The organism is Streptomyces sp. NPDC002265, assembly GCF_040296125.1.
Lineage (GTDB): Bacteria > Actinomycetota > Actinomycetes > Streptomycetales > Streptomycetaceae > Streptomyces.
In genome coordinates this window covers 1-22,696 of the sequence record NZ_JBEOWS010000004.1, presented here as the reverse complement: position 1 = coordinate 22,696, position 22,696 = coordinate 1, and the positions used below count along the sequence as shown (strand labels likewise).

At 72.0% G+C, this 22,696-nt stretch carries 19 protein-coding genes, 2 tRNA genes and 1 pseudogene; 11 read left to right on the top strand and 11 right to left on the bottom strand.

The window, feature by feature from the left end:
- Positions 1-41 precede the first annotated feature (41 nt).
- From ABT085_RS01340 to ABT085_RS01325, 4 genes are all read left to right on the top strand, one after another.
- Complete coding sequence (locus tag ABT085_RS01340; RefSeq protein WP_502982587.1) at positions 42-1,259, top strand: ROK family transcriptional regulator; 1,218 nt, start codon at positions 42-44, stop codon at positions 1,257-1,259.
- Positions 1,260-1,495: 236 nt separating this feature from the next.
- On the top strand, positions 1,496-2,602 hold the full coding sequence (locus ABT085_RS01335; protein ID WP_351600292.1) for a hypothetical protein: 1,107 nt from the start codon (positions 1,496-1,498) through the stop codon (positions 2,600-2,602).
- 84 nt (positions 2,603-2,686) lie between these two features.
- A complete protein-coding gene (locus ABT085_RS01330; RefSeq protein WP_351600290.1) occupies positions 2,687-3,466 on the top strand; it encodes an HAD-IIA family hydrolase in 780 nt (259 codons plus the stop codon).
- Between the two features lie 496 nt (positions 3,467-3,962).
- Positions 3,963-4,997: a glycoside hydrolase family 6 protein gene (locus ABT085_RS01325; protein ID WP_351600288.1), complete on the top strand. Its 1,035-nt coding sequence runs from the start codon at positions 3,963-3,965 to the stop codon at positions 4,995-4,997.
- A gap of 31 nt (positions 4,998-5,028) precedes the next feature.
- On the opposite strand, the gene glxA is transcribed toward ABT085_RS01325, so the two are convergent.
- The 4 genes from glxA to ABT085_RS01305 all read right to left on the bottom strand — a co-directional run bounded on the left by glxA (position 5,029) and on the right by ABT085_RS01305 (position 10,092).
- A complete protein-coding gene (glxA, locus tag ABT085_RS01320) occupies positions 5,029-6,966 on the bottom strand; it encodes a radical copper oxidase GlxA (protein ID WP_351600286.1) in 1,938 nt (645 codons plus the stop codon).
- Positions 6,963-8,930 carry a glycosyltransferase family 2 protein gene (locus ABT085_RS01315; protein ID WP_351600284.1) on the bottom strand — a complete coding sequence of 656 codons (1,968 nt, stop codon included), beginning with the start codon at positions 8,928-8,930 and terminating at the stop codon, positions 6,963-6,965. Before ABT085_RS01315 ends, glxA begins: the two co-directional genes overlap by 4 nt.
- 308 nt (positions 8,931-9,238) lie before the next feature.
- Complete coding sequence (locus ABT085_RS01310) at positions 9,239-9,952, bottom strand: FadR/GntR family transcriptional regulator (protein WP_351600282.1); 714 nt, start codon at positions 9,950-9,952, stop codon at positions 9,239-9,241.
- Between the two features lie 66 nt (positions 9,953-10,018).
- Positions 10,019-10,092, bottom strand: a tRNA-Lys gene (locus ABT085_RS01305).
- 220 nt (positions 10,093-10,312) lie between these two features.
- Between ABT085_RS01305 and ABT085_RS01300 the strand changes: the two genes are divergently transcribed.
- The 5 genes from ABT085_RS01300 to ABT085_RS01280 all read left to right on the top strand — a co-directional run bounded on the left by ABT085_RS01300 (position 10,313) and on the right by ABT085_RS01280 (position 16,112).
- Positions 10,313-11,638 (top strand): peptidoglycan-binding protein, encoded by a 1,326-nt coding sequence (locus ABT085_RS01300; RefSeq protein ID WP_351600281.1) that lies wholly within the window; start codon positions 10,313-10,315, stop codon positions 11,636-11,638.
- 150 nt (positions 11,639-11,788) lie between these two features.
- The gene (locus ABT085_RS01295) at positions 11,789-12,946 is read left to right on the top strand and encodes an SPFH domain-containing protein (RefSeq protein WP_351600279.1); all 1,158 of its coding nucleotides are present in this window, start codon (positions 11,789-11,791) and stop codon (positions 12,944-12,946) included.
- Between the two features lie 96 nt (positions 12,947-13,042).
- Positions 13,043-13,648, top strand: a complete 606-nt coding sequence (locus ABT085_RS01290; RefSeq protein ID WP_351600277.1) for a lytic polysaccharide monooxygenase auxiliary activity family 9 protein — start codon at positions 13,043-13,045, stop codon at positions 13,646-13,648.
- Between the two features lie 192 nt (positions 13,649-13,840).
- Entirely contained in the window at positions 13,841-14,305 is a 465-nt protein-coding gene (locus tag ABT085_RS01285) for a DUF3592 domain-containing protein (protein WP_351600275.1), read from the top strand.
- Between the two features lie 40 nt (positions 14,306-14,345).
- Positions 14,346-16,112, top strand: a complete 1,767-nt coding sequence (locus ABT085_RS01280) for an AMP-binding protein (RefSeq protein WP_351600273.1) — start codon at positions 14,346-14,348, stop codon at positions 16,110-16,112.
- Here the strand turns inward: ABT085_RS01280 and ABT085_RS01275 are convergent.
- The 7 genes from ABT085_RS01275 to ABT085_RS01245 form a co-directional block, all read right to left on the bottom strand.
- Positions 16,078-16,151: transfer RNA gene (locus ABT085_RS01275), tRNA-Lys, on the bottom strand. The two genes, ABT085_RS01280 and ABT085_RS01275, sit on opposite strands and share 35 nt — an antisense overlap.
- Positions 16,152-16,274: 123 nt before the next feature.
- Positions 16,275-17,033, bottom strand: coding sequence for an IclR family transcriptional regulator (locus ABT085_RS01270; protein ID WP_351600271.1), 759 nt, complete (start codon positions 17,031-17,033; stop codon positions 16,275-16,277).
- Between the two features lie 230 nt (positions 17,034-17,263).
- On the bottom strand, positions 17,264-18,061 hold the full coding sequence (locus ABT085_RS01265) for an amino acid ABC transporter ATP-binding protein (protein WP_351600269.1): 798 nt from the start codon (positions 18,059-18,061) through the stop codon (positions 17,264-17,266).
- Positions 18,051-18,701 carry an ectoine/hydroxyectoine ABC transporter permease subunit EhuD gene (gene ehuD / locus ABT085_RS01260; protein WP_351600267.1) on the bottom strand — a complete coding sequence of 217 codons (651 nt, stop codon included), beginning with the start codon at positions 18,699-18,701 and terminating at the stop codon, positions 18,051-18,053. The genes ABT085_RS01265 and ehuD overlap by 11 nt, the downstream gene beginning before the upstream one ends.
- Positions 18,698-19,354, bottom strand: a complete 657-nt coding sequence (ehuC, locus tag ABT085_RS01255) for an ectoine/hydroxyectoine ABC transporter permease subunit EhuC (protein ID WP_351600260.1) — start codon at positions 19,352-19,354, stop codon at positions 18,698-18,700. Before ehuC ends, ehuD begins: the two co-directional genes overlap by 4 nt.
- Positions 19,351-20,256: an ectoine/hydroxyectoine ABC transporter substrate-binding protein EhuB gene (gene ehuB / locus ABT085_RS01250; RefSeq protein WP_351600258.1), complete on the bottom strand. Its 906-nt coding sequence runs from the start codon at positions 20,254-20,256 to the stop codon at positions 19,351-19,353. Before ehuB ends, ehuC begins: the two co-directional genes overlap by 4 nt.
- A gap of 107 nt (positions 20,257-20,363) precedes the next feature.
- Positions 20,364-21,311, bottom strand: a complete 948-nt coding sequence (locus ABT085_RS01245; RefSeq protein WP_351600256.1) for a D-2-hydroxyacid dehydrogenase — start codon at positions 21,309-21,311, stop codon at positions 20,364-20,366.
- Between the two features lie 410 nt (positions 21,312-21,721).
- On the opposite strand from ABT085_RS01245, the pseudogene ABT085_RS01240 reads away from it, so the two are divergent.
- Both ABT085_RS01240 and ABT085_RS01235 read left to right on the top strand, forming a co-directional pair.
- Positions 21,722-21,874, top strand: a pseudogene (locus tag ABT085_RS01240) (maleate cis-trans isomerase family protein); the annotation flags it as partial.
- Positions 21,871-22,608 (top strand): maleate cis-trans isomerase family protein, encoded by a 738-nt coding sequence (locus tag ABT085_RS01235; RefSeq protein ID WP_351600254.1) that lies wholly within the window; start codon positions 21,871-21,873, stop codon positions 22,606-22,608. The pseudogene ABT085_RS01240 and the gene ABT085_RS01235, both read left to right, overlap by 4 nt.
- The last annotated feature ends 88 nt before the right edge of the window (positions 22,609-22,696 follow it).

Sequence of the window (22,696 nt, the reverse complement as noted above, 5' to 3'; positions counted from 1 at the left end):
AACGCTGTTGCCAAAGTGCAAGCGCGGGGGAGAATGGCGGGGTGAACAGGACCAGGGGTGGCAGTGGCGGCGGGAGCGCCGACAGCGGTGGCGCGGTCGGCGGGACCGGGACCGGGAGCGGGAGCGGCGGTGGTGGCGGGACCGGCGGCGGCCGTACGGGCGCGACGGCCGGCGCCAATCTGCTCGCGCTGCGCAGCCACAACACCGCGCTGGTCCTCGACCTGCTGCGCACGGCGGGGGCCGGGGGCGCGGACGGCATAAGCAGGCTCGAACTCGCCGAGCGGACCGGGCTGACCCCGCAGGCCGTCAGCAAGATCACCGCCCGGCTGCGGGCCGAGGGGCTGGCGACGGAGGCGGGGCGGCGCGCGTCGACCGGCGGCAAACCGCGCACGGTGCTGCGGCTGGTGCCCGAGGCGGGGTACGCCGTCGGCGTGCACCTGGACCGGGACGAGGCACGGGCCGTCCTGGTCGACCTCGCCGGGAGCGTGGTGGCGGAGCGGGGCGGTCCGCTGGACCTGGGGGCGGGGGGCGAGGCCGTGGTCGCGGCGGTGGCCCGGGAGGCGGAACTCCTGGCCTCCGCCCGGCGCTCCGGCTCCCTCCTCGGGGTCGGCGTGGCCCTGCCCGGTCCCCTCGACCACACCCACGGCGTACTGCACCGTGTCACCGGCTTCCCCGAGTGGGACGGATTCCCGCTGCGGGACGCGCTCGCCCGGCGGCTCGGCGGTGTGCCGGTGGTCGTCGACAAGGACACCAACGCGGCGGCGCTCGGACTGGCCGTCGGCGGCGAGGGGGACTCCTTCGCCTATCTGCACCTCGGCACCGGACTCGGCGCCGGACTTGTCGTGGGGGGCGGCGTGCACCGGGGCGCGCGCACCGGGGCGGGGGAGTTCGGGCACCAGGTCATCCAGCTCGACGGGCCGCCGTGCGGCTGCGGCGACCGCGGCTGCATCGAGGCCCTGTGCCTGGGCGCCGTGGCGCGCGGCGACATCGAGGAGGCGGCCCGGGTGCTGGGCGCGGGCGCGGCGAACCTGGTGGGGCTGCTCGACATCGACCAGGTGCTGCTCGGCGGGCGTACGGTCGCCGCGGCGCCGGAGCGGTTCGTGCGCGGCGTGGCGGAGGTGCTCGACGCGCGGGCCCGGCGCGGGGGCGCGGCCGAGGGCGCGGTGCCGGTGCGGGTGGCGCCGGGCGGGGCGCGCGCGGTGGCGGAAGGGGCGGCCCAGTTGCTGCTGGGGCCGCTGTTCGGGCGGGACGACACCTAGGGCCTGTCCGGCGGACCAAGTCGCAGGAAAGCTGCGGTGCCGTATCAGCCGAGGTGGGCGTGCCGGACCCCGCGTCTGCGGCGTGATCCGCCGGAGCCCCACGCCCCCGGAGTCCCGAGGCGGCAACCGGGGGTGCGCCGATCGGACGGAATTGCACACTCGTTCGAGTTCTGTCGTCCTTCGGCCCGGCATGGCGCCGGGGCCCGGCCGTCCTCGTCCGGCAGGGTCACTTGACCATGCGACCGTGCACCCCCGTCTCCCTGTGCCTGGCGGCAGCCGCCGCCCTGCTTCCCGTATCGACGGCGACCGCCGCTGCGGCGAACGCCTCGGCGGTTCGCGCCGCTTCCGACCCGGTCTGTGCCACCTCCGACGGCAACGCCTTCCCCCTCACCACCCGGATCCGCGGCGGCCCCGGCGCCTACGAGCCCGGCGGCGGTTACGGCACCTGGTACCTGGACCTGACCAACACCACCACCCGCCCCTGCGCGGGCATCCACCCGGTCGTCGTGCTGGTCGACGGGCAGCACGCCCTGAAGCCCGACCAACTGCTCCTGGAGTTCTACGACGGCACGCGCCCACGTCGCGTCCACTTCGAGACGACCGACGAGGACGAACTGGTCGGGGCGTTCGACGCGGAGGACGACGGCACGGACGACTTCGCGGGCTTCACGGTGGCCCCGCGCAAGTCCCTCACGGTGAAGGTCCGGCTCGCCCTCACCTCCGACACGGCGGCCAAGGACATCACCGTCAACGCGGCCGTGGTCCAGCGCCACAAGGACGACGGCGACTGGGTCGGCGAGTCGAACGCCTACCGCTTCCGCGTCGCGGCCGACGCGGATTCCAACACCCGCCCCGACGCCGACGCGGGTACGGGTACACATTCCGACACGAACCCGAACGCGCACCCGAACCCGAAGCCGAACCCGAACCCGAACCCGAACACCGAGGCGGGTGGGCACGCGCGCGCCGACACCCCCGCCGCCTCCGGCACCGTGCGCCCGCCTGCCGCGTCGTCCTCCCGCCCGAGCGCCGGCCCCGGGACCGGCATCGGCAGCGATCCGGACACCGCGCCACGCACTCCCGCCGGTTCCCCAGCCCCCTCCGGCGCCCCGCGGCCCCACGCCTCGGGCACCTCGTCCGCGTCCGTGCCCGACTCCACCGACTCCACCAAATCCAACGGCTCCGCCGAGCCGGCCGCCTCCGCCTCCGCCGACGACGTCCCCTTCGTCGAGGAGCTCGCCGGTACCGGCCTCGGCGCCCCGGCCGCCGTGCTCGCTGCGACCCTCGCCCTGCTGCTCGCCGGCGGTGTGCTGGTACTGGTACTGGTGCGCAGGCGGCGCTGACCGCGGACCGGAAGGCCGTTCCGCAAGATCGGGCCTGTGTCTAGGCTGGGGCTCACGTACCGCGTACGGCAGGAGACCTTGCACATGTCAGACCGCAGGCCCATCGAGTCGTGGCTCACCGACATGGACGGTGTGCTGATCCACGAGGGTGTCCCGATTCCCGGTGCCGACGCCTTCATCAAGAAACTCCGCGAGTCCGGCAAGCCGTTCCTCGTGCTGACCAACAACTCGATCTACACCCCGCGCGATCTGCACGCCCGGCTGCGGCGCATGGGCCTGGAGGTGCCGGTCGAGTCCATCTGGACCTCGGCGCTGGCCACCGCCCGGTTCCTGGACGACCAGCGGCCGGGCGGCACGGCGTACGTCATCGGCGAGGCCGGCCTCACGACCGCGCTGCACGACATCGGCTACATCCTCACCGACCACGAGCCGGACTACGTCGTGCTCGGCGAGACCCGGACGTATTCGTTCGAGGCGATGACGAAGGCCGTGCGGCTGATCCTCGGCGGTGCCCGCTTCATCTGCACCAACCCGGACGAGACCGGCCCGTCCGCCGAGGGCCCGCTGCCCGCCACCGGTGCCGTGGCCGCGCTGATCACCCAGGCGACCGGCCGTAAGCCGTACTTCGCCGGCAAGCCCAATCCGCTGATGATGCGCACCGGCCTCAATGCGATCGGCGCCCACTCCGAGAACAGCGCGATGATCGGCGACCGGATGGACACCGACGTGCTGGCCGGCATGGAGGCCGGGATGCGGACGTTCCTGGTGCTCACCGGGCTGACCCGGCCCGAGCAGGTCGAGGACTTCCCGTACCGGCCCTCGGAGATCGTGGACTCCATCGCGGATCTCGTCGAACGGATCTGAGACGCCCGGCACCGGGCGATCCACCGGTACGGAGCGGCGCGGCCGGTCGCGCACGCCTCCGTCGTCGCGCACGCCCCCCGTGGCCGTCCCCGGCGCCGTGGACGGACCGGGGGTCACCGGGCCCGGCCGGCGGCCCGCTCCCCCTTGGAGACGCCGACCGGGCCGGTCCTCGACCGCGTGCGCACGGGTTGCGGGAGTAACCCGGCGGGCGACGCGGGAGGTTGCGCAGGCCACGGTGAGTGCACGGCCGGCCGGGGCCGTCCGAGAAGACTGTAGAACGGATGTGCCCGCGGGCCTAGAGGGCGTATGACGCCGGGTTCCCCGGTCGTGGCTCTCCGTCATCCCCGCAGGTGACCCGGGGGCGTGCCGCGTCGAGGCCTTGGAGCTGTCGACAACTTCCCGACAAATTCGGGCGATCCCGTGGGCGTACGGGGTCGTATGTCAGGATTGGCGCCGGGAGGAACTGCGCAGAACAGTGCACTCTAGGGGGAGTTGGATGTATCGCACGTGGGGGGAGCGGTCTTCGGTCCGGGGCGGGATCTGCATGGTGGCGCTGGGGGCGGCGCTGGCCGTCGCGGGATGCTCGTCGGGCGGCGGGGACGACGGCGAGCCGGGCGGCGCGGCGAGCGCCGGGGTCACTCAACAGCCCGAGCGCACCGACCCGTTCTGGGTGAACCCGGACGGGAACGCGGCACGGCAGCTGGCGTCCTACGCCAAGGCCGGTCGCACGGACGAGGCCGGGCAGATCCGCAAGATCGCCGAGCAGCCGACCGGTGAGTGGATCGGCCCGGAGAACCCGGAGCAGGAGGCCCGGGGCTTCACCGAGGCCGCCGAACGAGTGGGCCGCACCGCGTTATTGGTCCTCTACGACATCCCGCACCGCGACTGCGGCCAGTACTCGCAGGGCGGCGCCGGCGACGGCGACACCTACCGGTCCTGGATCGACGGCGTGGCCCGGGGCATCGGGGACCGTCCCAGCACGGTGGTCCTGGAACCGGACGCCCTGCTGCACCTGGTGGACGGCTGCACCCCGGAGGACTTCCACGCGGAGCGCTACGACCTCCTGCGAGGCGCCGTCGACAGGCTCAAGTCCCTGAAGAACACGGAGGTCTACCTCGACGCGGGCAACGCGGGCTGGGGCCACCCCGACCAGGTGGCGGACGCGCTGCGGCGGGCGGGCGTCGACAAGGCCGACGGTTTCGCGGTGAACGTCTCCAACTTCTACTCCACGAAGGACTCCCTCGCCTACGGCAGGGACCTCTCGGCGAAGGTCGGCGGCAAGCACTTCGTCGTCGACACCAGCCGCAACGGCAACGGGCCCTACACACAGGGCGATCCGGACGAGCGCTGGTGCAACCCGCCCGGCCGCGCGCTGGGTGCACCGCCGACGACCAGGACGGCGGACGCGCTGGCCGACGCCTACCTGTGGGTCAAACGGCCGGGCGAGTCGGACGGCGAGTGCAAGGGCGGCCCCAAGGCGGGCCAGTGGTGGCCGAAGTACGCACTGGACCTGGCACGGGCCACCCACTGACACCGCCGGCCCGGAACCGCCGGCCCGCCGGCTAGGGCACCTTCACCCACTGGGCCTTGCTGGGCGTGCCCCGGTCGTCGTCCACGAACAGCATGTACCAGCCCGACGGCACGAGGTTGCGGCTCTTCGGCACGGTCACCGTGATCCGGTCGCCGGAGGTCGTGAAGTCCAGCGCGACCGACCGCTGGTCGACGTCCGTGACGTGGGTCGAGGCGCTCGGCCGGATCAGCCGCACCTTCCTGATCGCGGCGGCGTGCCGTGAGGTGAACGTGCCCGTGGTGCCGCGCGCGATCGTCCGCGGGCCCCCGGACAGCGACGGCCGTGCGTCCCGGTAGAGGTAGGGCGGTGTGTAGATCTCGATGCGCTGCTCGAACGTGCCCGGCTTGGTGTCGTCCTTGTCGCCGTACAGCGGGTCCGAGCCGAAGAACATCACCCGCCCGTCGGGCAGCAGGAGCGAGCCCGAGTGGTAGTTGCGGCCCACCAGCGGGTCGGCCACCCGGTCGAAGGCGTTGGTGTCCGGGTGGTAGATCCGGGCCTGGAGGATGTCGGAGTCGCCGCGCCCCCGGTAGTCCTGCGAGCCGCCCGACACCAGCACGGTGTCGTCGGGCAGCACCGAGGACTGCGGGTAGCGGGTGCCCTTCTCCAGGGCCGGCCCGTCCCTGAACGCCGGGTGGGCGTCCTTCAGGCCGATGATCCGGGTCCGGTTGCTGGCCAGCTCGGACTCGCCGACCCCGCCACCGCCGATCACCATGTACCGCTCGTCCTGCGCGGGCGGCAGCAGCACCGTGCCCGACGTCTCCATCCGGTCGGGGTCGCTCAGTCCGGGCAGCTTGGTGAACCGGTTGGTGGCCACGTCCCAGACGCCCGGGTCCCGGCCGACGTTGTCGGGTCCGTAGCCCGCGTTGGAGCCCGAGTAGAAGATCTTGCCGTTCTGCATCAGGAACAGCGCCGGATACGTGGGGAACTGGCGGATCGTGGAGGTGTAGGTCCACTTCCCGGTCGCGGGGTCGAAGATCTCGTTCTTGCCCGGGACCAGCTGGCCGATGTCGTCGAGGCCGGAGACGCTGAGGACCTTCCCGTCGCTGAGGGTGGTGAGCGTCGGGTACCAGCGGGCCTCGTTCATCGGGTCGACCTTGATGTACCTCTCGGCGACCGGGTCGAACTCGTAGGCGTCCCGGATCCCCTGGAAGTCCTTCTTGTCGAGCGCGAGCTTCTGCGCGATGCCGTACGTGTTGCGGGCGTCGACCCCGGTCAGGCCCTGGATCGCATAGTTGTCCTGGGTGCCGGTCTGGTACGCCGAGCCGGACTTCTGCGCCTCGACGTAGATGCGGCCAAGGCCGGGGTCGTTGTGCAGGAACCGGCCGGTCGCCGGGTCGAACACCTTCTTGGCGCGCGGTACGAGCACCGGGTCCTTGGAGACGAAGGTCCTGCCGTTCTCCTTGCCGGTGAACCGGGTGCCCGCGGGCAGGGTGACCGGCCGGTCGGGGTTCTCGTTGTGGACGATCATCAGGCCGCCGGCCTTGGTGACGTCACCCTTCAGCTTCTCGTACCGCTTGGTGCCGCCCGCGATCAGGATGCTGCCGTCGGCGAGCTGGGTGTGGCCGGTGCAGAACAGGTCGTTCGGCGTGGGCACCTTCTTGATCGTGCCCTTGACCGGGTCCCAGATACGGCTGTCGAACTTCTTGGCGTCGAAGTTGTCCTGGTTGTTGCCCGATCCCGCCACGAGCAGGACCTTGCCGGTGTGCAGCAGGACGGCGTGGATGGTGTCCTGGCGGTACTTCTCGGGGAACTGCACGATCTGCCAGTGGCCGTTCTCGGCCTTGTACTGCGGTCTGTCGATCGCGTACTCGTGGTACTTCTCGGTCCCGAAGCGGTACATCCACGGGCCGTTCATCCCGGCCAGTGCGAGGACCACCGCCGTACCCACCGCGAGTCGCCGTGCGCGCCGCCGTCCGGCTCGCTCGCTCATTCCTCACGACCTCCCGGTCCGCCCAGGGCTATCCGCATGGTCTGGTCGCCGCTCCCGCCCGACGCGGCCAGGCCGGGCCGGGGCACCGGGCCGTGCGGGCCGGGTGCCGGGTGCGGGCCGGCCGTGGTGAACTGCGGCGGGACCGCGTCCTGCGGTTCCGGGGTGGCTTGGGCGGCCCGCTTCCGGGCCTGCCGCAGCGTGTACCGCCAGGCGAGGATCGGCGACGCGGTGATCAGCAGGGCGAGCGAGGCCCAGACCACCATCGCGGGGTGGGAGTGCCCCTGTGCGAAGCCGGCGGTGATCGACCCGGCGAAGACCACGATGAAGAACAGATGGATACGGAAGGTCCCGAACAGGGTGTCAGGACTGGCCGAGTCGCCCTTAGGCGTCACCACGAACCTGCTCCTGCGGCGCAGCACCGTGTCCATCAGCGAGCGGGCGTAGACCGGCGCGGACAGCGCCGACATCACCATGCCGGCCACACCGCCCGAGCCCTCCGGCTCGTGCGGGGAGACGTTGTGCCGCCGGTTCCAGACGTACAGGCCGATCTGGAGCGCGGAGGCGTTGCCGTAGAGCATCAGCCACACGGTCGGGTCGATGTCCACGCCCGAGGCGCCCAGGCCCAGGAACAGCGCGCAGCTCAGCGCCGCGAGGATCCAGTTCAGAGCCGACATCGGGTAGAAGATGATCATCATCGTGTAGTTGAAGAGCTTGCCCGGCGGCAGCGAGAAGAAGCCCTTCCAGTACTGCTTGAGGATGGTCTCGTAGGTGCCCCGGGACCAGCGCAGCTGCTGGGTGAAGAAGTCCGTCCAGGCGTTCGGCCCCTCGCCGACCGCGAGCACGTCGGGCGTGTAGACGGAGCGCCACTTGTGGCCCGTGTCCGGGTTGCGGTGCCGGTGGATCTCGAACCCGGTCGCCATGTCCTCGGTGATCGAGTCGTACAGGCCGCCGATCTGCTTCAGCGTCCTGATGCGTACGGCGTTGGAGGTGCCGACGAACATCGGGGCGCCGTAGAAGTTGCCGGCGCGCTGGATCAGCGCGTGGAAGAGGAACTGCTGGGACTCGGCGGCCTTGGTGACGAACGTGTCGTAGTTGCCGTAGACCTGCGGGCCGATGACGAAGCCGACGTCCGGGTCGCGGAAGAAGCCGAGCATCCGCTCCAGGTAGTTGGGCAGTGGTACGTGGTCGGTGTCGACGGAGGCGAAGTAGTCGTACGCGTCGCCGTGCGCCTCCAGCCAGGCGTTGTAGTTGCCGTGCTTGGTCTTCGCGCGGTGCGGGCCCTTGGGCCGGTTCCACCTCTCGACGCCCTTGCGGGAGAAGTGGTGCACGCCGAGCCGGGCGCAGACCGCCTTGACCCCGGGGTCGTCGCCCTCGTCGAGCAGCCATACGTGCAGCAGCCCCCGGTGGCGCAGCCGGACGGCGGCCTCCAGGGTCCGGGTCACCATCTCCAGCGGTTCCTTGCCGGGCACGAAGGAGGTCAGGAACGCGACTCGGGTGCCGGTCTCGGGTACGACCGGGACCGGGTCGCGGGCGACCAGGGTGGCGTGCGCGTTCGACAGTACGTTCATGCAGCGGAAGAACTCGATCAGGCCGATCGAGACGAGCATGACGACGTCGAGCGCCGGCAGCCAGGAGGAGGCGGGGTGGTCACGCGAGGTCCAGTGCTCCGGCCGCAGCAGCCAGCCCAGCAGGACCAGGGACAGCACGGGTGCGGCGCCCAGCATCAGGGCGGCCCGGATCCGGTGCGGCTCCTGCGAGAGCAGTGAGCGGTACTCCACCCGGTACGGCCTGGCCGGGTCGGGCTGGGTCAGCGGGCCCGCCAGCCGGCTGTAGTGCTCGTAGTCGAATCTCGGCAGTGCCCTTCTGGCTCGGCGTAACTGTCCGGTCGAATGCGCGGGCACTCTCAGCTGGACCGTCTCGGACGGGTCGGGATCGTGCCGGGCACCCGTCGGCATGGACGTCATGAGTCTTCCCCCCACAACACGCTGGTCAGGGCGTGTCTGTCGGTTTCTGACACCTGCCATGGCCCCCCTCGGCCGCACAGGTGTTTCAGTGGCGAGGCGCAGTCGCCGTACAACCCATGGACACGAAACTGCGCACTCCCGGTTGCGGGGCGCCCCCCTGGACACACCCCCGTGAACGGGTTCCCTCCACCCGCATCAACGGCAACCGGCTTCTTACCCCCCAAGTGCCGTCAAACGACAGCATCTTGGGAAACAGGGTTCTACGGCGTCCGGCCTGATCGCAAGACGCGAAACGCTCTGTTTACCGGTCATACGCGCTCATTGTGGCAGCTGTGGGGGAGTTGTGGATCAGTTGTGGACAGTCGGGTGCGAATGTTTCCGAAGTGATCTCTTATGGCCGCTTCTGCTCGAATCGCGTCACCCGAGCGCACCGCGCGCACGATGTCCCGGTGCTGGCGGCAGGTGACCAGCGGGTCCTGCGGGACGTCCGCCAGATCGGTGCGGACCCGGTGGAAGGCGTCCCAGAACGCCTCCAGCACCTCGCGCAGCAGCGGGTTTCCCAGCCCCCGGTAGAGGGCGGCGTGGAAGGCCCGGTCGGTCTCGGCGAGCCCGGCCCCCCGCTCGGCCTCCTGCTCCATCCGGTCCACGAGTGCGTCCAGCTCGGCCAGGCCGGACTCGGGGATGCGGCCCGCGAGCCGGGAGACCAGACCGGTCTCCACCGCCTCGCGCAGCTCCAGCAGCTCCAGCAGGCTGTCCTCGCCCCGGTAGTGCCCGGCGACCGTGCGGAAGGCGAGGCCCTCGATCATGGGGGCGAGGGACATGGGGCCCACATAGGTGCCGAACCCGTGCCGGATCTCGACGATGCCCATCGCCTGGAGCGCCTTGAGCGCCTCGCGCACCGAGTTCCGGCTCGCGCCGAGGAACTCCATCAGCTCGGGCTCGGTCGGCAGCGGGGCCCCGGAGGGCAGCCGGCGGTCGATGATGAGCTTCTTGATCCGCTCCTGGAGGTCTCGGGCTGCCATGGCGAGAGGGTATCCGGCCAAACAACGAAAAAGCCCCTCGCTGCTGCGAGGGGCTTTTTCCGTCTGTGCGCCGCCAGGGACTCGAACCCCGGACCCGCTGATTAAGAGTCAGCTGCTCTAACCAACTGAGCTAGCGGCGCCTGCTGACGTCGTTAACTCTACATGACGTCCGGAGGTGCTTCCGACCACCTCCAGGCCGCCTCCCGGCCGCCCCCGCGCGGCTCCCCGGCCCCTTCGGCCCCCTCCGGCCGGCCGCTGTACATCGTTCGGACCGTCAACATGCGCACCCGGAAGACAGTTGGGAAACTGATCTACGTGTACACACGCGGACAGGTCCACCTGGAGTGTGAGGGGAATCGCATGAGGACTCCGGTATTCGAGGAATTCGATCCCGCGAGCGACTGCGACTGCCCGGGCTGCGCCCTGTGGCACCGATTCCTGCCCTTCTCCCGCACCCGCACCGTCGGCCCCCCGGCCGTCCACCGCGTCCTGGCCGTGGCCGCCGCCTCGGCCGCGTCGGCGGCGCTCGGCGCGGTGGCCGCGGCGCCCGCGCACGCCGCCCCGCACGGACCCGCCCGGCCCGGCGTCCCCGCAGGTGACGAGCCCGGCACCCCGCAGGGCGGCAAGACCCCGCTGCACGGCCACGGCCGCGGGCAGACCGGTACGCCGGGCGGGCCCAAGACGCCCAGGACCACCCGTACGGAGATCGTCAACCGGGCGAAGAAATGGCTCGACGCGAAAGTGCCGTACAGCATGAACGCCTATTGGTCCGACGGTTACCGGCAGGACTGCTCGGGTTTTGTCTCCATGGCCTGGAGCCTGCCCGGAAACGAATGGACGGGCAGTCTGGGCCAGTACGGGGAACGCGTCACGAAGGACACGGTCCGGCCCGGCGACATGCTGCTCTTCCACAATACGAAGGACCCGCAGAAGGGCTCGCACGTCGTCATCTTCGGCGGCTGGACGGACTACACGCACACCTACTACACCGCCTATGAGCAGACGCCTCCGCACACCCGCCGCCAGGGCACCCCGTACGCCTACTGGAGTCACTCCGACAAATACGTCGCCTACCGCTACAAGGGGCTCGCGTCGGAGGCGGCGGCCACGAAGCCGGCCGGCAGTGGCGGAAAACTGATCACGGCGGGCGGACAGCCGGGCACCGGTGCGACGCCGTACCCCGGAGCGGCGTACTTCGGTCCCGGCGCGAACAACAAGTACGTCGCCCAGCTCGGCCGGATACTGGTGAGCCGGGGCGCCGCCGCCTACTACGCCACCGGCCCCGGCCCCCGCTGGTCGGACGCCGACCGCAGGGCCACCGAGGCGTTCCAGCGCGCCCAGGGCTGGACGGGCGCGGCCGTGGACGGGCGGCCAGGACCGCGCACCTGGGAGCTGCTGGCCACCGGTGCGGGCCGGGACATCGCGGCCGGGGCGCATCCGGCGAAGATCCCGGCCTACCCGGGCCGGGGCATGTTCCGGCCGGGCGCGGACAACGTGTACGTCGCCCAGCTCGGCCGCCAGTTGGTGAAGAAGGGGTTCGGCAAGTACTTCACCACCGGGCCGGGGCCGCGCTGGGGCGAGCCGGACCGGCGGGCGGTCGAGGCGTTCCAGCGCGCCCAGGGCTGGCGGGGCGGCGCGGCGGACGGCTACCCCGGGCCCGAGACCTGGCGCCGGATCTTCTCGTGACCGCCGGGCCGCGGACCGGACCCCCGGCCCGACGGCCCGACGGTCGTCCGCGGCCCCACCGGCGTCCCCCGCGGCCCCACCGGCGACCACTCGCGGACCCCCTACCCGCCCACCGATGCGACGCATCTGGCGCAGAGGCCGGAGGCACGTATGAGCAGTACGACCATGTCACAGACGCCCGAATCCGACGGGCCGGGACCGGCGGAGGGGCCGGACGGACCGGGCCCGGCCGAGGGGCAGTCCAGGCCCGTCCGGCTGATCCAGAACGAGACGACCACCGAGATCCCCGTCCATCTGCTCTTCCGTGACGAGCCGGACCCGGTGTCCGTACCGGTCGGGCCCGCGGTGGTGGGGCGCCGGCCGGGCGCCGACGAGCAGCCGCGCCTGCGCCGGCCCGGGCTCGCGACCGCGCCCGGGCTGCCGCAGGTCGACCCCGATCTGGTGGAGCACCGCGGGCGGGCGCTGCCCGGCGCGCTGGGCGTGCTCGCCGGGGCCTGTGGAACGGCCGGCTGCGCGGCGGTCTCCTGGTGGGCGGGTGCGCTGCCGGTGCCGGTCGCGCAGGCGCTGTGGCTGCCCGCGTCGACGGGTGCCGGACTGGGCCCGGCGCAGTGGGCGGCGTACGCCGGGACCGTGGCGCTCGGGCTGCTCGGGTTCGGCGGTCTCGCCCGGGGCCGGACCGGACAGGCCTGGGTGCTCGACCAGTTCGGCCGCTACCGGGGGACCGTCCGGCGTACCGGCCTGACATGGGTCAACCCGCTGCTGCTGCGCCGCCGGGTCGATGTGCGGCTGCGGCACTGGCGCAGCGAGCCGATGCAGGCGGCCGACGGCAACGGGGTCGCGCTGCGGGTCCTGGTGCTGGTGGTGTGGCGGGTGCGGGACACCGCGCGGGCGATGCTCGGGGTCGAGGACCACGAGACGTATCTGCGCGAGTGCGTGGAGGCGGCGCTGGCCCGGGTGCCGGTGGAGATGCCGGGCGTGGCGCGGGGTTCGCTGGACGCGGCCGCCGACGCGCTGGGCAGACGGGTGGCGCGGGACGCGGAGGCGGTCGGCCTGGAGGTGTTCTCGGTGCGGCCGGTGCGGGTGGAGTACGCCCCGGAGGTCGCCGCCGTGATGCAGCGCCGCCGGATCGCCGCGCTGGACGCCCGGCAGCGGGCGAGCGTGCTCACCTCGGTCCTCGACTCGGTGGAGGACACGGTGACCCGGCTGACCATGCGCGGACTGGTCGAACTGGACGACTACGAGCGCAAGGCACTGGTGAAGGACCTGACGGTGGCGTTCTGCGCGGGCCGGGGGGAAGCAAGCCCGTGATTGGTATGGACATGTTCAATTGACGGCAATAATCTGAGACTTGGTCTAGACCTGCACGCCTCAGTGAACCTCCCCACGTTCTCCAGGAGCGGCAGTATGCGCACACGGACCAAGTGGTACGCCGCCGTGCTGGGCCTCGCCACCACCGGAGCCTTCGTGCTCTCGGCCGGCGGCGCCAGCAGCCACGGCTACACCGACCTGCCCGTCAGCAGGCAGAAGCTCTGCCAGAACGGCACCGTCACGAACTGCGGCGACATCCAGTGGGAGCCGCAGAGCGTCGAGGGTCCCAAGGGCTTCCCGGCCGCGGGTCCGGCCGACGGCCAGATCTGCTCGGGCAACAACACGCGGTTCGCCCAGCTCGACAGCCCGAAGACCCCCTCGGGCGGAGCCTGGCCGACCACCAAGGTGGCCGGCGGGCAGAGCTACACCTTCCGCTGGCAGTTCACCGCCATGCACGCCACCACCGACTTCCGGTACTACGTCACCAAGGCGGGCTGGAACCAGAACCACAACCTGACCCGCGCCGACCTCACCACCACACCGTTCCTGACGGTGCCCTACAACGGCCAGCGCCCGCCGTCCACGCTCTCCCACAGCGGCACGCTGCCGTCCGGACTGAGCGGTCACCACGTCATCGTCGCGGTGTGGACGATCGCGGACACGGCCAACGCGTTCTACGCCTGCTCCGACGTCACCTTCTGATCCCCCCACGGGCAGGGTCCGTGCGCGCCGGTGTCACCGGTGCCCGGCGCACACGGGTCCGCCCCGGGCGGACCCGTCGCCGGACGCCCGCCCGGTGAGTTCTGAGCCTCCCTTGAGCCGGTCGGCCGCCGCCCGGGGGTAGGTTCCTGGCACGCCTACCGGGGGGTAGGCGCACTGGAGGCCGGGGGGCCCGTGGAGATCTTCTTCGTCATCATCCCGTCGATCATGATCGTCGGGCTGCTCTGCGCCATGTACGCGGTGGTCAAGCGTTCCCGGCGGGTCAGCCGGGCCTGGGGCAGTGGCCTCGTCGCCGAGGCGCGCTGCCTGCGCACGTACACGACCACCAGCGGAGGCGGCGGCGACAGCAGTGTGTCGACGACCCTGCATCACGTCTACGAGTTCACCACCCGGGACGGCCGCACCGTCCGCTTCGAGGAGGCGGGCGGACCGGGCACGACCCTGGAGGGTGACATCGTCACCGTCCACTACGCCGCCGACCGCCCCGAGCAGGGCACGGCCAAGCCGCCGGCGCACGGCCGGCTCTTCGCCGAGTCGGGATGCCTGATGCTGTTCCTCGGCGTGGCGCTCGCCTTCTGCGTCACCTTCATCGTCACCGCGCACCTGATGTTCTCCGCGGCCGATGACCTCATGCCGTAGCCGTGGCTATCTGACGAGTCGTCAATTACCGTGCACGGCCATGAAGTCCACGCGGAACGCGAGGGTCACGGTCGCCGAACTCGTCGCGCAGCGGTGGGGGGACCACCGGCCGGGGCTGTGGTGCGGGGAGCAGGAGCTGACCCACCACGAGACGGCGGCCGGGGCGGCGGCCCGGGCGCAGCTGCTGACCGAGCTGCTGCCCAGGGGAGCCGAGCCGCATGTGGGCGTCCTGCTCGACAACACCCCGGAGTTCCCGCTGTGGCTCGGCGCGGCCGCGCTGGCCGGGGCGGCCGTCGCGGGCATCAACCCCACACGCCGGGGGCCCGAGCTGGCCCGTGACATCCGGCACACCGAATGCCGGATCGTCGTCACCGAGCGGGCCCACCTGCCCCTCCTCGACGGACTCGAACTCTCCGGCGTGCGCCTGCTGGTGACCGACACCGAGGCCTACGCCGACCTGCTCGCCCCCTACGCGGACGCGCGGCCGGACGCCTCCCGGGCCACCCCGGCCGACCGTGTCCTGCTCTGCTTCACCTCCGGCTCGACCGGTGCGCCCAAGGCCGCGATCTGCTCCCAGGGCCGGCTGGCCGCCGCCGGCCGCTCGCTGGTGGAGCAGTTCGGGGTGGGCCGGGACGACGTGCACTACGTCTGCATGCCGATGTTCCACGGCAACGCGGTGATCGCCGACTGGGCGCCCGCGCTGGCCGCCGGGGCGGGGGTGGCGCTGCGCCGCCGTTTCTCGGCGTCGCGGTTCCTGCCGGACGTACGGCGTTACCGGGCGACCTACTTCACGTACGTGGGGCGGGCGGTGCAGTACCTGCTGGCAACCGAGGCCCGCCCGGACGACCGGGACAACCCGCTGCGGCTGGGCTTCGGCACGGAGGCGGGGGCGGTGGACGCGGCCGCCTTCGAGCGGCGGTTCGGGGTCCGGCTGGTGGAGGGGTACGGCTCCTCGGAGGGCGGGGCCGCGGTCCAGTGGACGCCGGGGACGCCGTCCGGAGCGGTCGGCAGGCCGGCCCGCGGGGCCGAGCTCGTCGTTCTCGACCCGCACACCCGCGCGGAGTGCCCGCCCGCCGCCTTCGACGCGGCCGGGCGGCTGCTCAACGGGAACGCGGCGATCGGCGAGCTGGTCAACCGCGGACCGAACCCGTTCGAGGGTTACTGGCGCAACCCCGAGGCGGAACGCGAGCGGCGCCGGGACGGCTGGTACTGGACCGGCGACCTCTTCTATCGGGACCGGGACGGCTTCCTCTACTTCGCGGGGCGGGCCGACGACCGGCTGCGCGTCGACAGCGAGAACCTCGCCGCCGCGCTGATCGAGAACATCCTCGCCCGGTACGAGGGCGCGGCGGCCGTCGCGGTGTACGCGGTGCCCGATCCGGTGGCCGGGGACCAGGTGATGGCGACCCTCGCGGGGGACTTCGACCCGGCCGGTTTCGTGGAGTTCCTGGCGGCCCAGCCGGATCTGGGGACGAAGATGGCGCCGCGGTTCGTGCGGGTCGTGGAGCGGATGCCGGTGACCGCCACGAACAAGGTCCACCGGGCGGGGCTCAGGCGGGAGGGTCTCCGGTGTGCCGATCCGGTCTGGTGGCGGCCGCCCGGCGCGAGCGCCTACCGCAGGTTCGGCGCCGCGGACCTGGCCGGACTGGAGGCGGAGTTCCGGGCACGGGGTCGGGAGGGACTCATGGCCGAGGAGCTCGTGGGCGAGGGGCTCCCGGCCGAGGAGCACATGACCGAGGGGCCCTCCGCTGTCGCGAAGGGCCCCTCTTCTGTGCGCCGCCAGGGACTCGAACCCCGGACCCGCTGATTAAGAGTCAGCTGCTCTAACCAACTGAGCTAGCGGCGCATGACTCCCGCCTTCCGCTCTGTGCGGCCGGCGACGAAGAAAATACTACCTGGTCCGCGGGGGTGCTCGTGACCACGGCCTGTCGCCCCGGCCCGGCCGGGGCGACAGGCCTCAGGACAGGTCCTAGATCGCCAGCGACAGCAGGACCGGCGCCGCGTTCCGGTTCAGCGCGTCCGCAGCCTGGCGGAGCCGGTGCGCGTGCTCCAGCGGGAGGGACACGGCGAGGCAGCCCACCGCGGACCCGGCGGTGATCGGTACGGCTGCGCAGACCGTGCCGACCGCGTACTCCTGGAGGTCGAGCACCGGCACCGTGGGCGGCTGCGCCTCCAGCCGGGAGAGCAGCAGCTTGTCGCTGGTGATGGTGCGCGAGGTGAGGCGGGCCATCTTGTGCCGGGCGAGATGGTCGCGCCGGCCGTTGTGGTCGAGTTGGCCGAGAAGGCTCTTGCCGACCGCGGTGGCGTGCGCGGAGAAGCGGAAGTCGACCCACTCGTTGACCGCCGGGGTCGCGGGGCTGTCGGCGTACTGGGTCACCCTGACCTCTCCGTCGACGTACCGGCTGATGTAGACGGCGGCGCCGACGGAGTCGCGCAGTCGGTCGAGGGTGTGCTGGAGCTTCTCGCGCAGGGCCTGTTCGCGGTCGTGGCTGGAGCCCAGGCGGGCGAGGGCGTGTCCGGTGACGTACGCGCCGTCGCCGACCTGCTCGACATAGCCCTCGCGGCGCAGCATGCGCAGCAGCGCGGGCAGTCGCTCCGGCCCCAGGCCGGTCTCGCGGGCGAGCAGAATGTCGGTCACACCGCTGGAGTGCCGCGCCACCGTCTCCAGGACGCGCAGGGCGTCCTGAGCCGAGTGGTACGGCGCGGTCGGCTCTTGCTTGAGCGCCACGGTGAATCCCCCCGGTCGCTTCCTGGGCCGTGATCCGGACAGCGGATCCTCTCCACGATAACCGGCAAGAAGCCTCCCGGAAGGGGTTGTTGGCGAGAATGCGGCCCTCTCAACTGGGGCGCTGGCTCTCTGGCATATGCCCAAGTCATGTCACCCCGACGAGACCTGGGGTGATGACTTGTGTGCGTCCTGTAATTGCACGCCAAAACTTTCCTGGTCGGTAACCGAGGTCACAGCACCGCGCCGAGGAACTCCCGGGTGCGCGCGTGATCGGGGTCGCCGAAGAGCTTCTCCGGCGGCCCGGACTCGACGACACGGCCCGCGTCGAACATCAGCACCTGGTCGGAGATGTCCCGGGCGAAGTTCATCTCGTGGGTCACGCACAGCATCGTGATGTCCGTGCTGCGGGCGATGTCCCGGAGCAGGTCGAGGACGCCCGCCACCAGCTCCGGGTCGAGCGCCGAGGTCACCTCGTCGAGCAGCAGCACCTGCGGCCGCATCGCCAGGGCGCGGGCGATCGCCACCCGCTGCTGCTGCCCGCCGGACAGCCGGGTCGGGCGCACGTCGCACTTGTCGGCCAGGCCCACCAGGTCGAGCAGCTCGCGGGCGCGGGCCTCCGCCTCGTCCCGGGACAGCCCGAGGACGGTCACGGGCGCCTCGGTGAGGTTCCTGAGCACGCTCATGTTCGGGAAGAGGTTGAACTGCTGGAACACCATCCCGATCTTCTTGCGGACCTCGCGGGTCTGCTTCTCCCCGGCCGGGTGCAGCCGCTCCCCGGCCACCGTGATCGTGCCCTCGTCGGGCCGGGTCAGCGTCATCAGCAGCCGCAGGATCGTCGTCTTGCCGGATCCGGACGGCCCGATCAGCGTCACGTGCCTGCCGGAGTCGACGGAGAAATCCAGCCGGTCGAGCACGGTGTTGTCGCCGAAGCGCTTGGTGACCTGCTCGAAGCGGATCAGTTCGCTGCCGTCCACCGGCGGATTGGCGTGGGTGTCGGGATCGCTCGTCAGGGAGGTGTCAGCGGACAAGGCGTCGCTCCAGGGCTCGCAGGAGAAGGGAGGCCAGATAGGAGATGAGGATGAAGGCCGCACCGATCACCGTGAGGGGCTCGGTGAAGCGGAAGTTCTGCTGGGAGAAGAGCCGGGCCTCACCGAGCATCTCCAGCACGGTGATCACCATCAGCATCGGTGTGTCCTTGAGCATGGCGATGACGTAGTTGCCGAGGGCCGGCACGACCCGCCGGATCGCCTGCGGGAGGATCACCGCCCGCCAGGTCCGGCCGGGCGGCAGGCTCAGCGCCGTCGCCGCCTCCCACTGACCGGCCGGCACCGCCTCGATGCCGGCCCGGTAGACCTGCATCGTGTACGTCGAGTAGTGCAGGCCGATGCCCAGCACACCGGTGGTCAGCGCGGACAGGGCCAGGCCCCACTCGGGCAGCACGTAGAAGAGGAAGAACAGCTGCACCAGCAGCGGGGTGTCGCGGACGAACTCGGTGACCGCCCCGACCGGCCAGCGCACCCAGGGGGTCGGCGTCCGCATCAGCAGCGCCCACACCAGCCCCAGGGCGAACGAGATCAGCGAGCCGAGGGCCAGCGCCTCCAGGGTGACCACCAGACCCTCCCGCAGCAGCGGCAGGAAGTCCGTCACGGCGTTCCAGTCCCAGGTCATGCGACACCACCTCCGACCCCGGCCTTCAGCCGCCGTTCCAGGGCGCGCATGAGCCGGGTGAGCAGGAAGGCGATCACGAAGTAGATCAGCAGCACGTAGGCGTAGATCTCGGCGCTCTGCTGGAGCGCCAGCCGCACCAGATTGGCGCTGAACGTCAGATCGCCCATGCCCATCACGGACACCAGCGCCGTGCCCTTGAGCAGCTCGATCAGCAGGTTGCAGAACGGCGGGACCATCTCCGGCACCGCCTGCGGCAGCAGGATCAGCCGCATCCGCTGCCAGGGCGTGAAGCCGAGCGCGATGCCGCCCTCGGGCTGCGCCGGGTCGACGGCGTTCAGCGCGCCGCGCACGATCTCCGAGCCGTACGCCCCGTAGGTCAGCCCCAGCGCCAGCGTGCCCGCCCACATCGGCACGAGCTGCCAGCCGAAGGCGATCGGCAGCACGAAGAACACCCAGAAGATCATGACCAGGGCCGAGGTCCCGCGGAACACCTCGGTGTACAGGCCCGCGAGGAAGCGGACGATCCACCGGCGGTGGGTGCGGGCGATCCCGACGGCGAAGGAGACGGCGGCGGCCAGCAGGGTGCTGCAGACCAGCAGTTGGACCGTGGTCCACACGCCCTTGAGTACGAGTTCCCAGAGTCCCGGGGTCATCCGCCGCACAGCTCCTTCGCGGTCAGATCGGTCATCTCGGCCTCGGTGAACCCGAACGGCCGCAGGATGCGGAACAGCTCCCCGCTCCTCTTGAGCTTGCGCAGCTCCACGTTGAAGGCGTCCCGCAGCCTCGTCTCGGCGGGCCGGAACGCGAAGGCGCCCCCGTCGACGTGCGGCTTGCCGCCGACGAGCGGCGCGAAGCCCTTCGTCGCCTCGGCCTTGCGCGACTTCCTGACCACCTCGCGGGTGGTCAGCGCGGTACCGGCGAACACGTCGGCGCGCCCGGCCTCGACCGCGTTCAGCCCGGCGACCTGGTCCGGCACGACGAGGATGTCGCTCTCCCGGTAGCCGGCCTCCACCGCGTACTGGATCTCGGCGTAACCGGTTCCGGTCGCGAATCTCGCCTTCCTGGCGACCACGTCCTGATAGGTGTGCAGACCCATCGGGTTGCCCTTGCGCACGATGAACGAGTCGAGCATCCGGTAGTCCGGATCGGCGAAGATCACCTGTTCGCAGCGGTCCGGGTTCACGTACATCCCGGCGGCCACGACGTCGAACTGCTGCGAGTTCAGGCCGGGTATGAGCGAGCCGAACTCCGTCGGCACGGGCTGGACCCGGTCCACGCCCAGCCGCTTGAAGACGGCCTTCGCCAACTCGGGTGCCTCGCCGGTCAGATCACCGTTCCTGCCGATGTAGCCGAAGGGGATCTCGCCCGCGATGCCCAGCCGTACGACGCCCTGCGCCCTGAGCCGGTCGAGCAGATCACCGCCCTTCGTGGTGGACGCCGTGGCCACGCGACTGCAACCGGCCGCGGCCGGCGCGCCAAGTGCCGCCACCCCCGCGAGCAGCGTTCTGCGGGTGGGGCCAGGTCTCTTCTCGCCGATTCCTATAGGTGGTGCCATGGCCGCGCTGCTACCCGGGCCCCGGCGACCTATGCCGACACGGACCCGTCCCGATCGCGAACGAGGCGCCCCTGGCCGGTGCCCGGCCCGCACCCGCCGGGCCGGGTTCAGTGTCCGGGTACGTACCCGCGCTGCTTGTCGACCACGTTCGGCAGGCTCCGGCCCACCGCCCAGCGCTCGTACAGCTCGACGAACTGCGCGCCGAGCTCGTCCCGCCAGCCGACCGTGTCACCGCTCATGTGCGGGGACACGATCAGCCCGGGCACCTGCCACAACGGGCTGTCGGGGGCGAGGGGTTCGTCCTCGAATACATCCAGCGCGGCGCCCGCGATCCAGCGCTTGGCGAGCGCCTGGGCGAGCGCGTCCTGCACGACCAGCTCCCCGCGCCCGACGTTCAGGAACCGGGCCGACGGCTGCATGACCCCGAAGCGGCGGGTGTCGAACATGCCGCGCGTCTGCTCCGTCAGCGGTGCCGCCGCGATCACCCAGTCGGCGCGGGCCAGCAGCCGGTCCAGGTCCTGGGGGCCGTGGATGCCGGTGCGCGGCACCCGGCCGACCAGCGCGGTCGTCACCCCGAGCGCCTTCAGCGTGCGTACGATCGCCCGGCCGATGGGGCCCGAGCCGACGACGCACGCACGGGTGCCGGCCAGCCGCTGCCCCTCCCGGTGACGCCACTCGCGACGGCCCTGCAGCTCCAGGGTGCGCGGCAGGTCCTTGGCCATCGCCAGGACGAGGGCGGCGACGTACTCGGCGATGGGCTGCTCGAAGATGCCGCGCGCGTTCGTCACCACGGTGTCCGAGGCCACGAGCTCCGGGCACAGCAGATGGTCCACCCCCGCGCTCGCCGTGTGCACCCAGCGTGGCCGGGGCCCCTCACCCGGCCACGCGGCCCGTACCGCCGTGGAGGCGAAGTCCCACACGAGCAGTACGTCGGCTTCCGGCAGCCGCTCGGCGACCGTGTCCGCGTCGGCGTGCACGATCCGGACCCGGCCGGTGAGGCGGCCCAGGCGGGGCGGGGGGTCGGCGTCGAGGACGAGCAGCGTGGGTACGGTCATGGGCAGCCGTTCTTCGCGGTGGCCTAGGGCGTGCGTGCCAGGCGGCGCAGGGCGGACGGGCCCTGCGAACACGGCCCGGTGTCCGGCAGGAGCGGATTGACCACGCTCGCACTCGAACCCACCTGCGTCAACACGGGCGCGTGCCCGGTCCGTTGCCGCGCCCTTCCGCACGGTGAGCAAGGCGCCCGCCGGGGTCCCCGGCCTGGGGCCTGTCCGGCGGACCGGTGCCGCGGCAGGAACCCTTCCGGTCGGTCCCGCCCGCGTCGGTCCCGCCCGCGTCGGGCCGCCGGCGCGGCGGCCGGCCCGCGCACGGCCCCTGCCGGCGCGTCGCCCCCGTCCCCGTCCCCGTCCTCCGTTCCTCGCCGCCCGTCCCCGTCCGCCGTCCGCCGTCCCCCGGACGGCGGTGCGGACGTGTGCCGGTCCTGTCGGCCAACCAGGTAACGATGTGGGCGGCGCCGCGCAGGCGGGGTACCCGAGCCGTGGGGCCGTATCGGGCGCCGGCGGACATCGCGGCGCGCGAGCGGCCCGTACTGCCGGAAGAACAGCAGGAAGGCTGGCCATGACCGCACTCGGATTCCTCCACCCGGGCCACTCCGCCGAGGACGACTACCCGCGCATCGAACAGCTCCTGGGCAGCGACATCCGGCTGGACGTGGTCCACACGGAGACCGGCGAGGACGTGCACAGGGTGGAGGCGCTGCGGGCGATGGGCACACCGCAGCTGCTCGCGCCGGCCGTCGAGGAGCTGCGGCTGTCCGGGGCCGAGGCGGTGGTGTGGGCCTGTACGGCCGGCAGCTTCGCCCTCGGCTGGGAGGGCGCCCGCGACCAGGTGCGCGCCCTCGCCCGGGCGGCCGGGACACCGGCCTCCTCGACCTCCTTCGGCTTCGCGCACGCGCTGCGCGAGGTGGGGGTACGACGGGTCGCGGTCGGGGCGACCTACCCGGACGACGTGGCGGGACTGTTCGCGGACTTCCTGCGGGCGGGGGGCGCGGAGGTGGTCGCGGTCCGCGGCGCGGGCGCGGACGTCGTCACCGCCGCCGAGGTGAGCGCCTGGGGCGAGGCGGAGCTGTTCGCGCTGGCCCGGTCGGCCGACGACCCGTCCGCCGAGGCGCTGCTGCTCCCGGACACCGACCTGCACACGGCCGCGCACCTGCCCGCCCTGGAGGAGGAGCTCGGCAAGCCGGTCCTCACCGCCGCCCAGGTCACCGTGTGGGAGGCGCTGCGTCTGGCGGACCGGCGCGTGAACGCTCCGGCGCTGGGATCGCTGTTCGCGCGGGAGCCGCTCGTACAGGTGTGAGCCGGGCCGTCGGCGATGCGGCTTCTCAGGATGTCGGAGACGCGTTCGGCGGTGCTGGTGCGCCCCAGGAGCGCGCGGTCGTCGGCCA

Coding starts and splice junctions, on each gene's coding strand:
- ABT085_RS01310 (WP_351600282.1), bottom strand. CDS start 9,952: ATGGCAGCCCGAGACCTCCAGGAGCGGATCAAGAAGCTCATCATCGAC.
- ABT085_RS01330 (WP_351600290.1), top strand. CDS start 2,687: ATGTCAGACCGCAGGCCCATCGAGTCGTGGCTCACCGACATGGACGGT.
- ABT085_RS01245 (WP_351600256.1), bottom strand. CDS start 21,311: ATGACCGTACCCACGCTGCTCGTCCTCGACGCCGACCCCCCGCCCCGC.
- ABT085_RS01235 (WP_351600254.1), top strand. CDS start 21,871: ATGACCGCACTCGGATTCCTCCACCCGGGCCACTCCGCCGAGGACGAC.
- ABT085_RS01325 (WP_351600288.1), top strand. CDS start 3,963: ATGTATCGCACGTGGGGGGAGCGGTCTTCGGTCCGGGGCGGGATCTGC.
- ABT085_RS01290 (WP_351600277.1), top strand. CDS start 13,043: ATGCGCACACGGACCAAGTGGTACGCCGCCGTGCTGGGCCTCGCCACC.
- ehuC (WP_351600260.1), bottom strand. CDS start 19,354: ATGACCCCGGGACTCTGGGAACTCGTACTCAAGGGCGTGTGGACCACG.
- ABT085_RS01315 (WP_351600284.1), bottom strand. CDS start 8,930: ATGACGTCCATGCCGACGGGTGCCCGGCACGATCCCGACCCGTCCGAG.
- ABT085_RS01335 (WP_351600292.1), top strand. CDS start 1,496: ATGCGACCGTGCACCCCCGTCTCCCTGTGCCTGGCGGCAGCCGCCGCC.
- ABT085_RS01295 (WP_351600279.1), top strand. CDS start 11,789: ATGAGCAGTACGACCATGTCACAGACGCCCGAATCCGACGGGCCGGGA.
- ABT085_RS01300 (WP_351600281.1), top strand. CDS start 10,313: ATGAGGACTCCGGTATTCGAGGAATTCGATCCCGCGAGCGACTGCGAC.
- ABT085_RS01280 (WP_351600273.1), top strand. CDS start 14,346: ATGAAGTCCACGCGGAACGCGAGGGTCACGGTCGCCGAACTCGTCGCG.
- glxA (WP_351600286.1), bottom strand. CDS start 6,966: ATGAGCGAGCGAGCCGGACGGCGGCGCGCACGGCGACTCGCGGTGGGT.
- ehuD (WP_351600267.1), bottom strand. CDS start 18,701: ATGACCTGGGACTGGAACGCCGTGACGGACTTCCTGCCGCTGCTGCGG.
- ehuB (WP_351600258.1), bottom strand. CDS start 20,256: ATGGCACCACCTATAGGAATCGGCGAGAAGAGACCTGGCCCCACCCGC.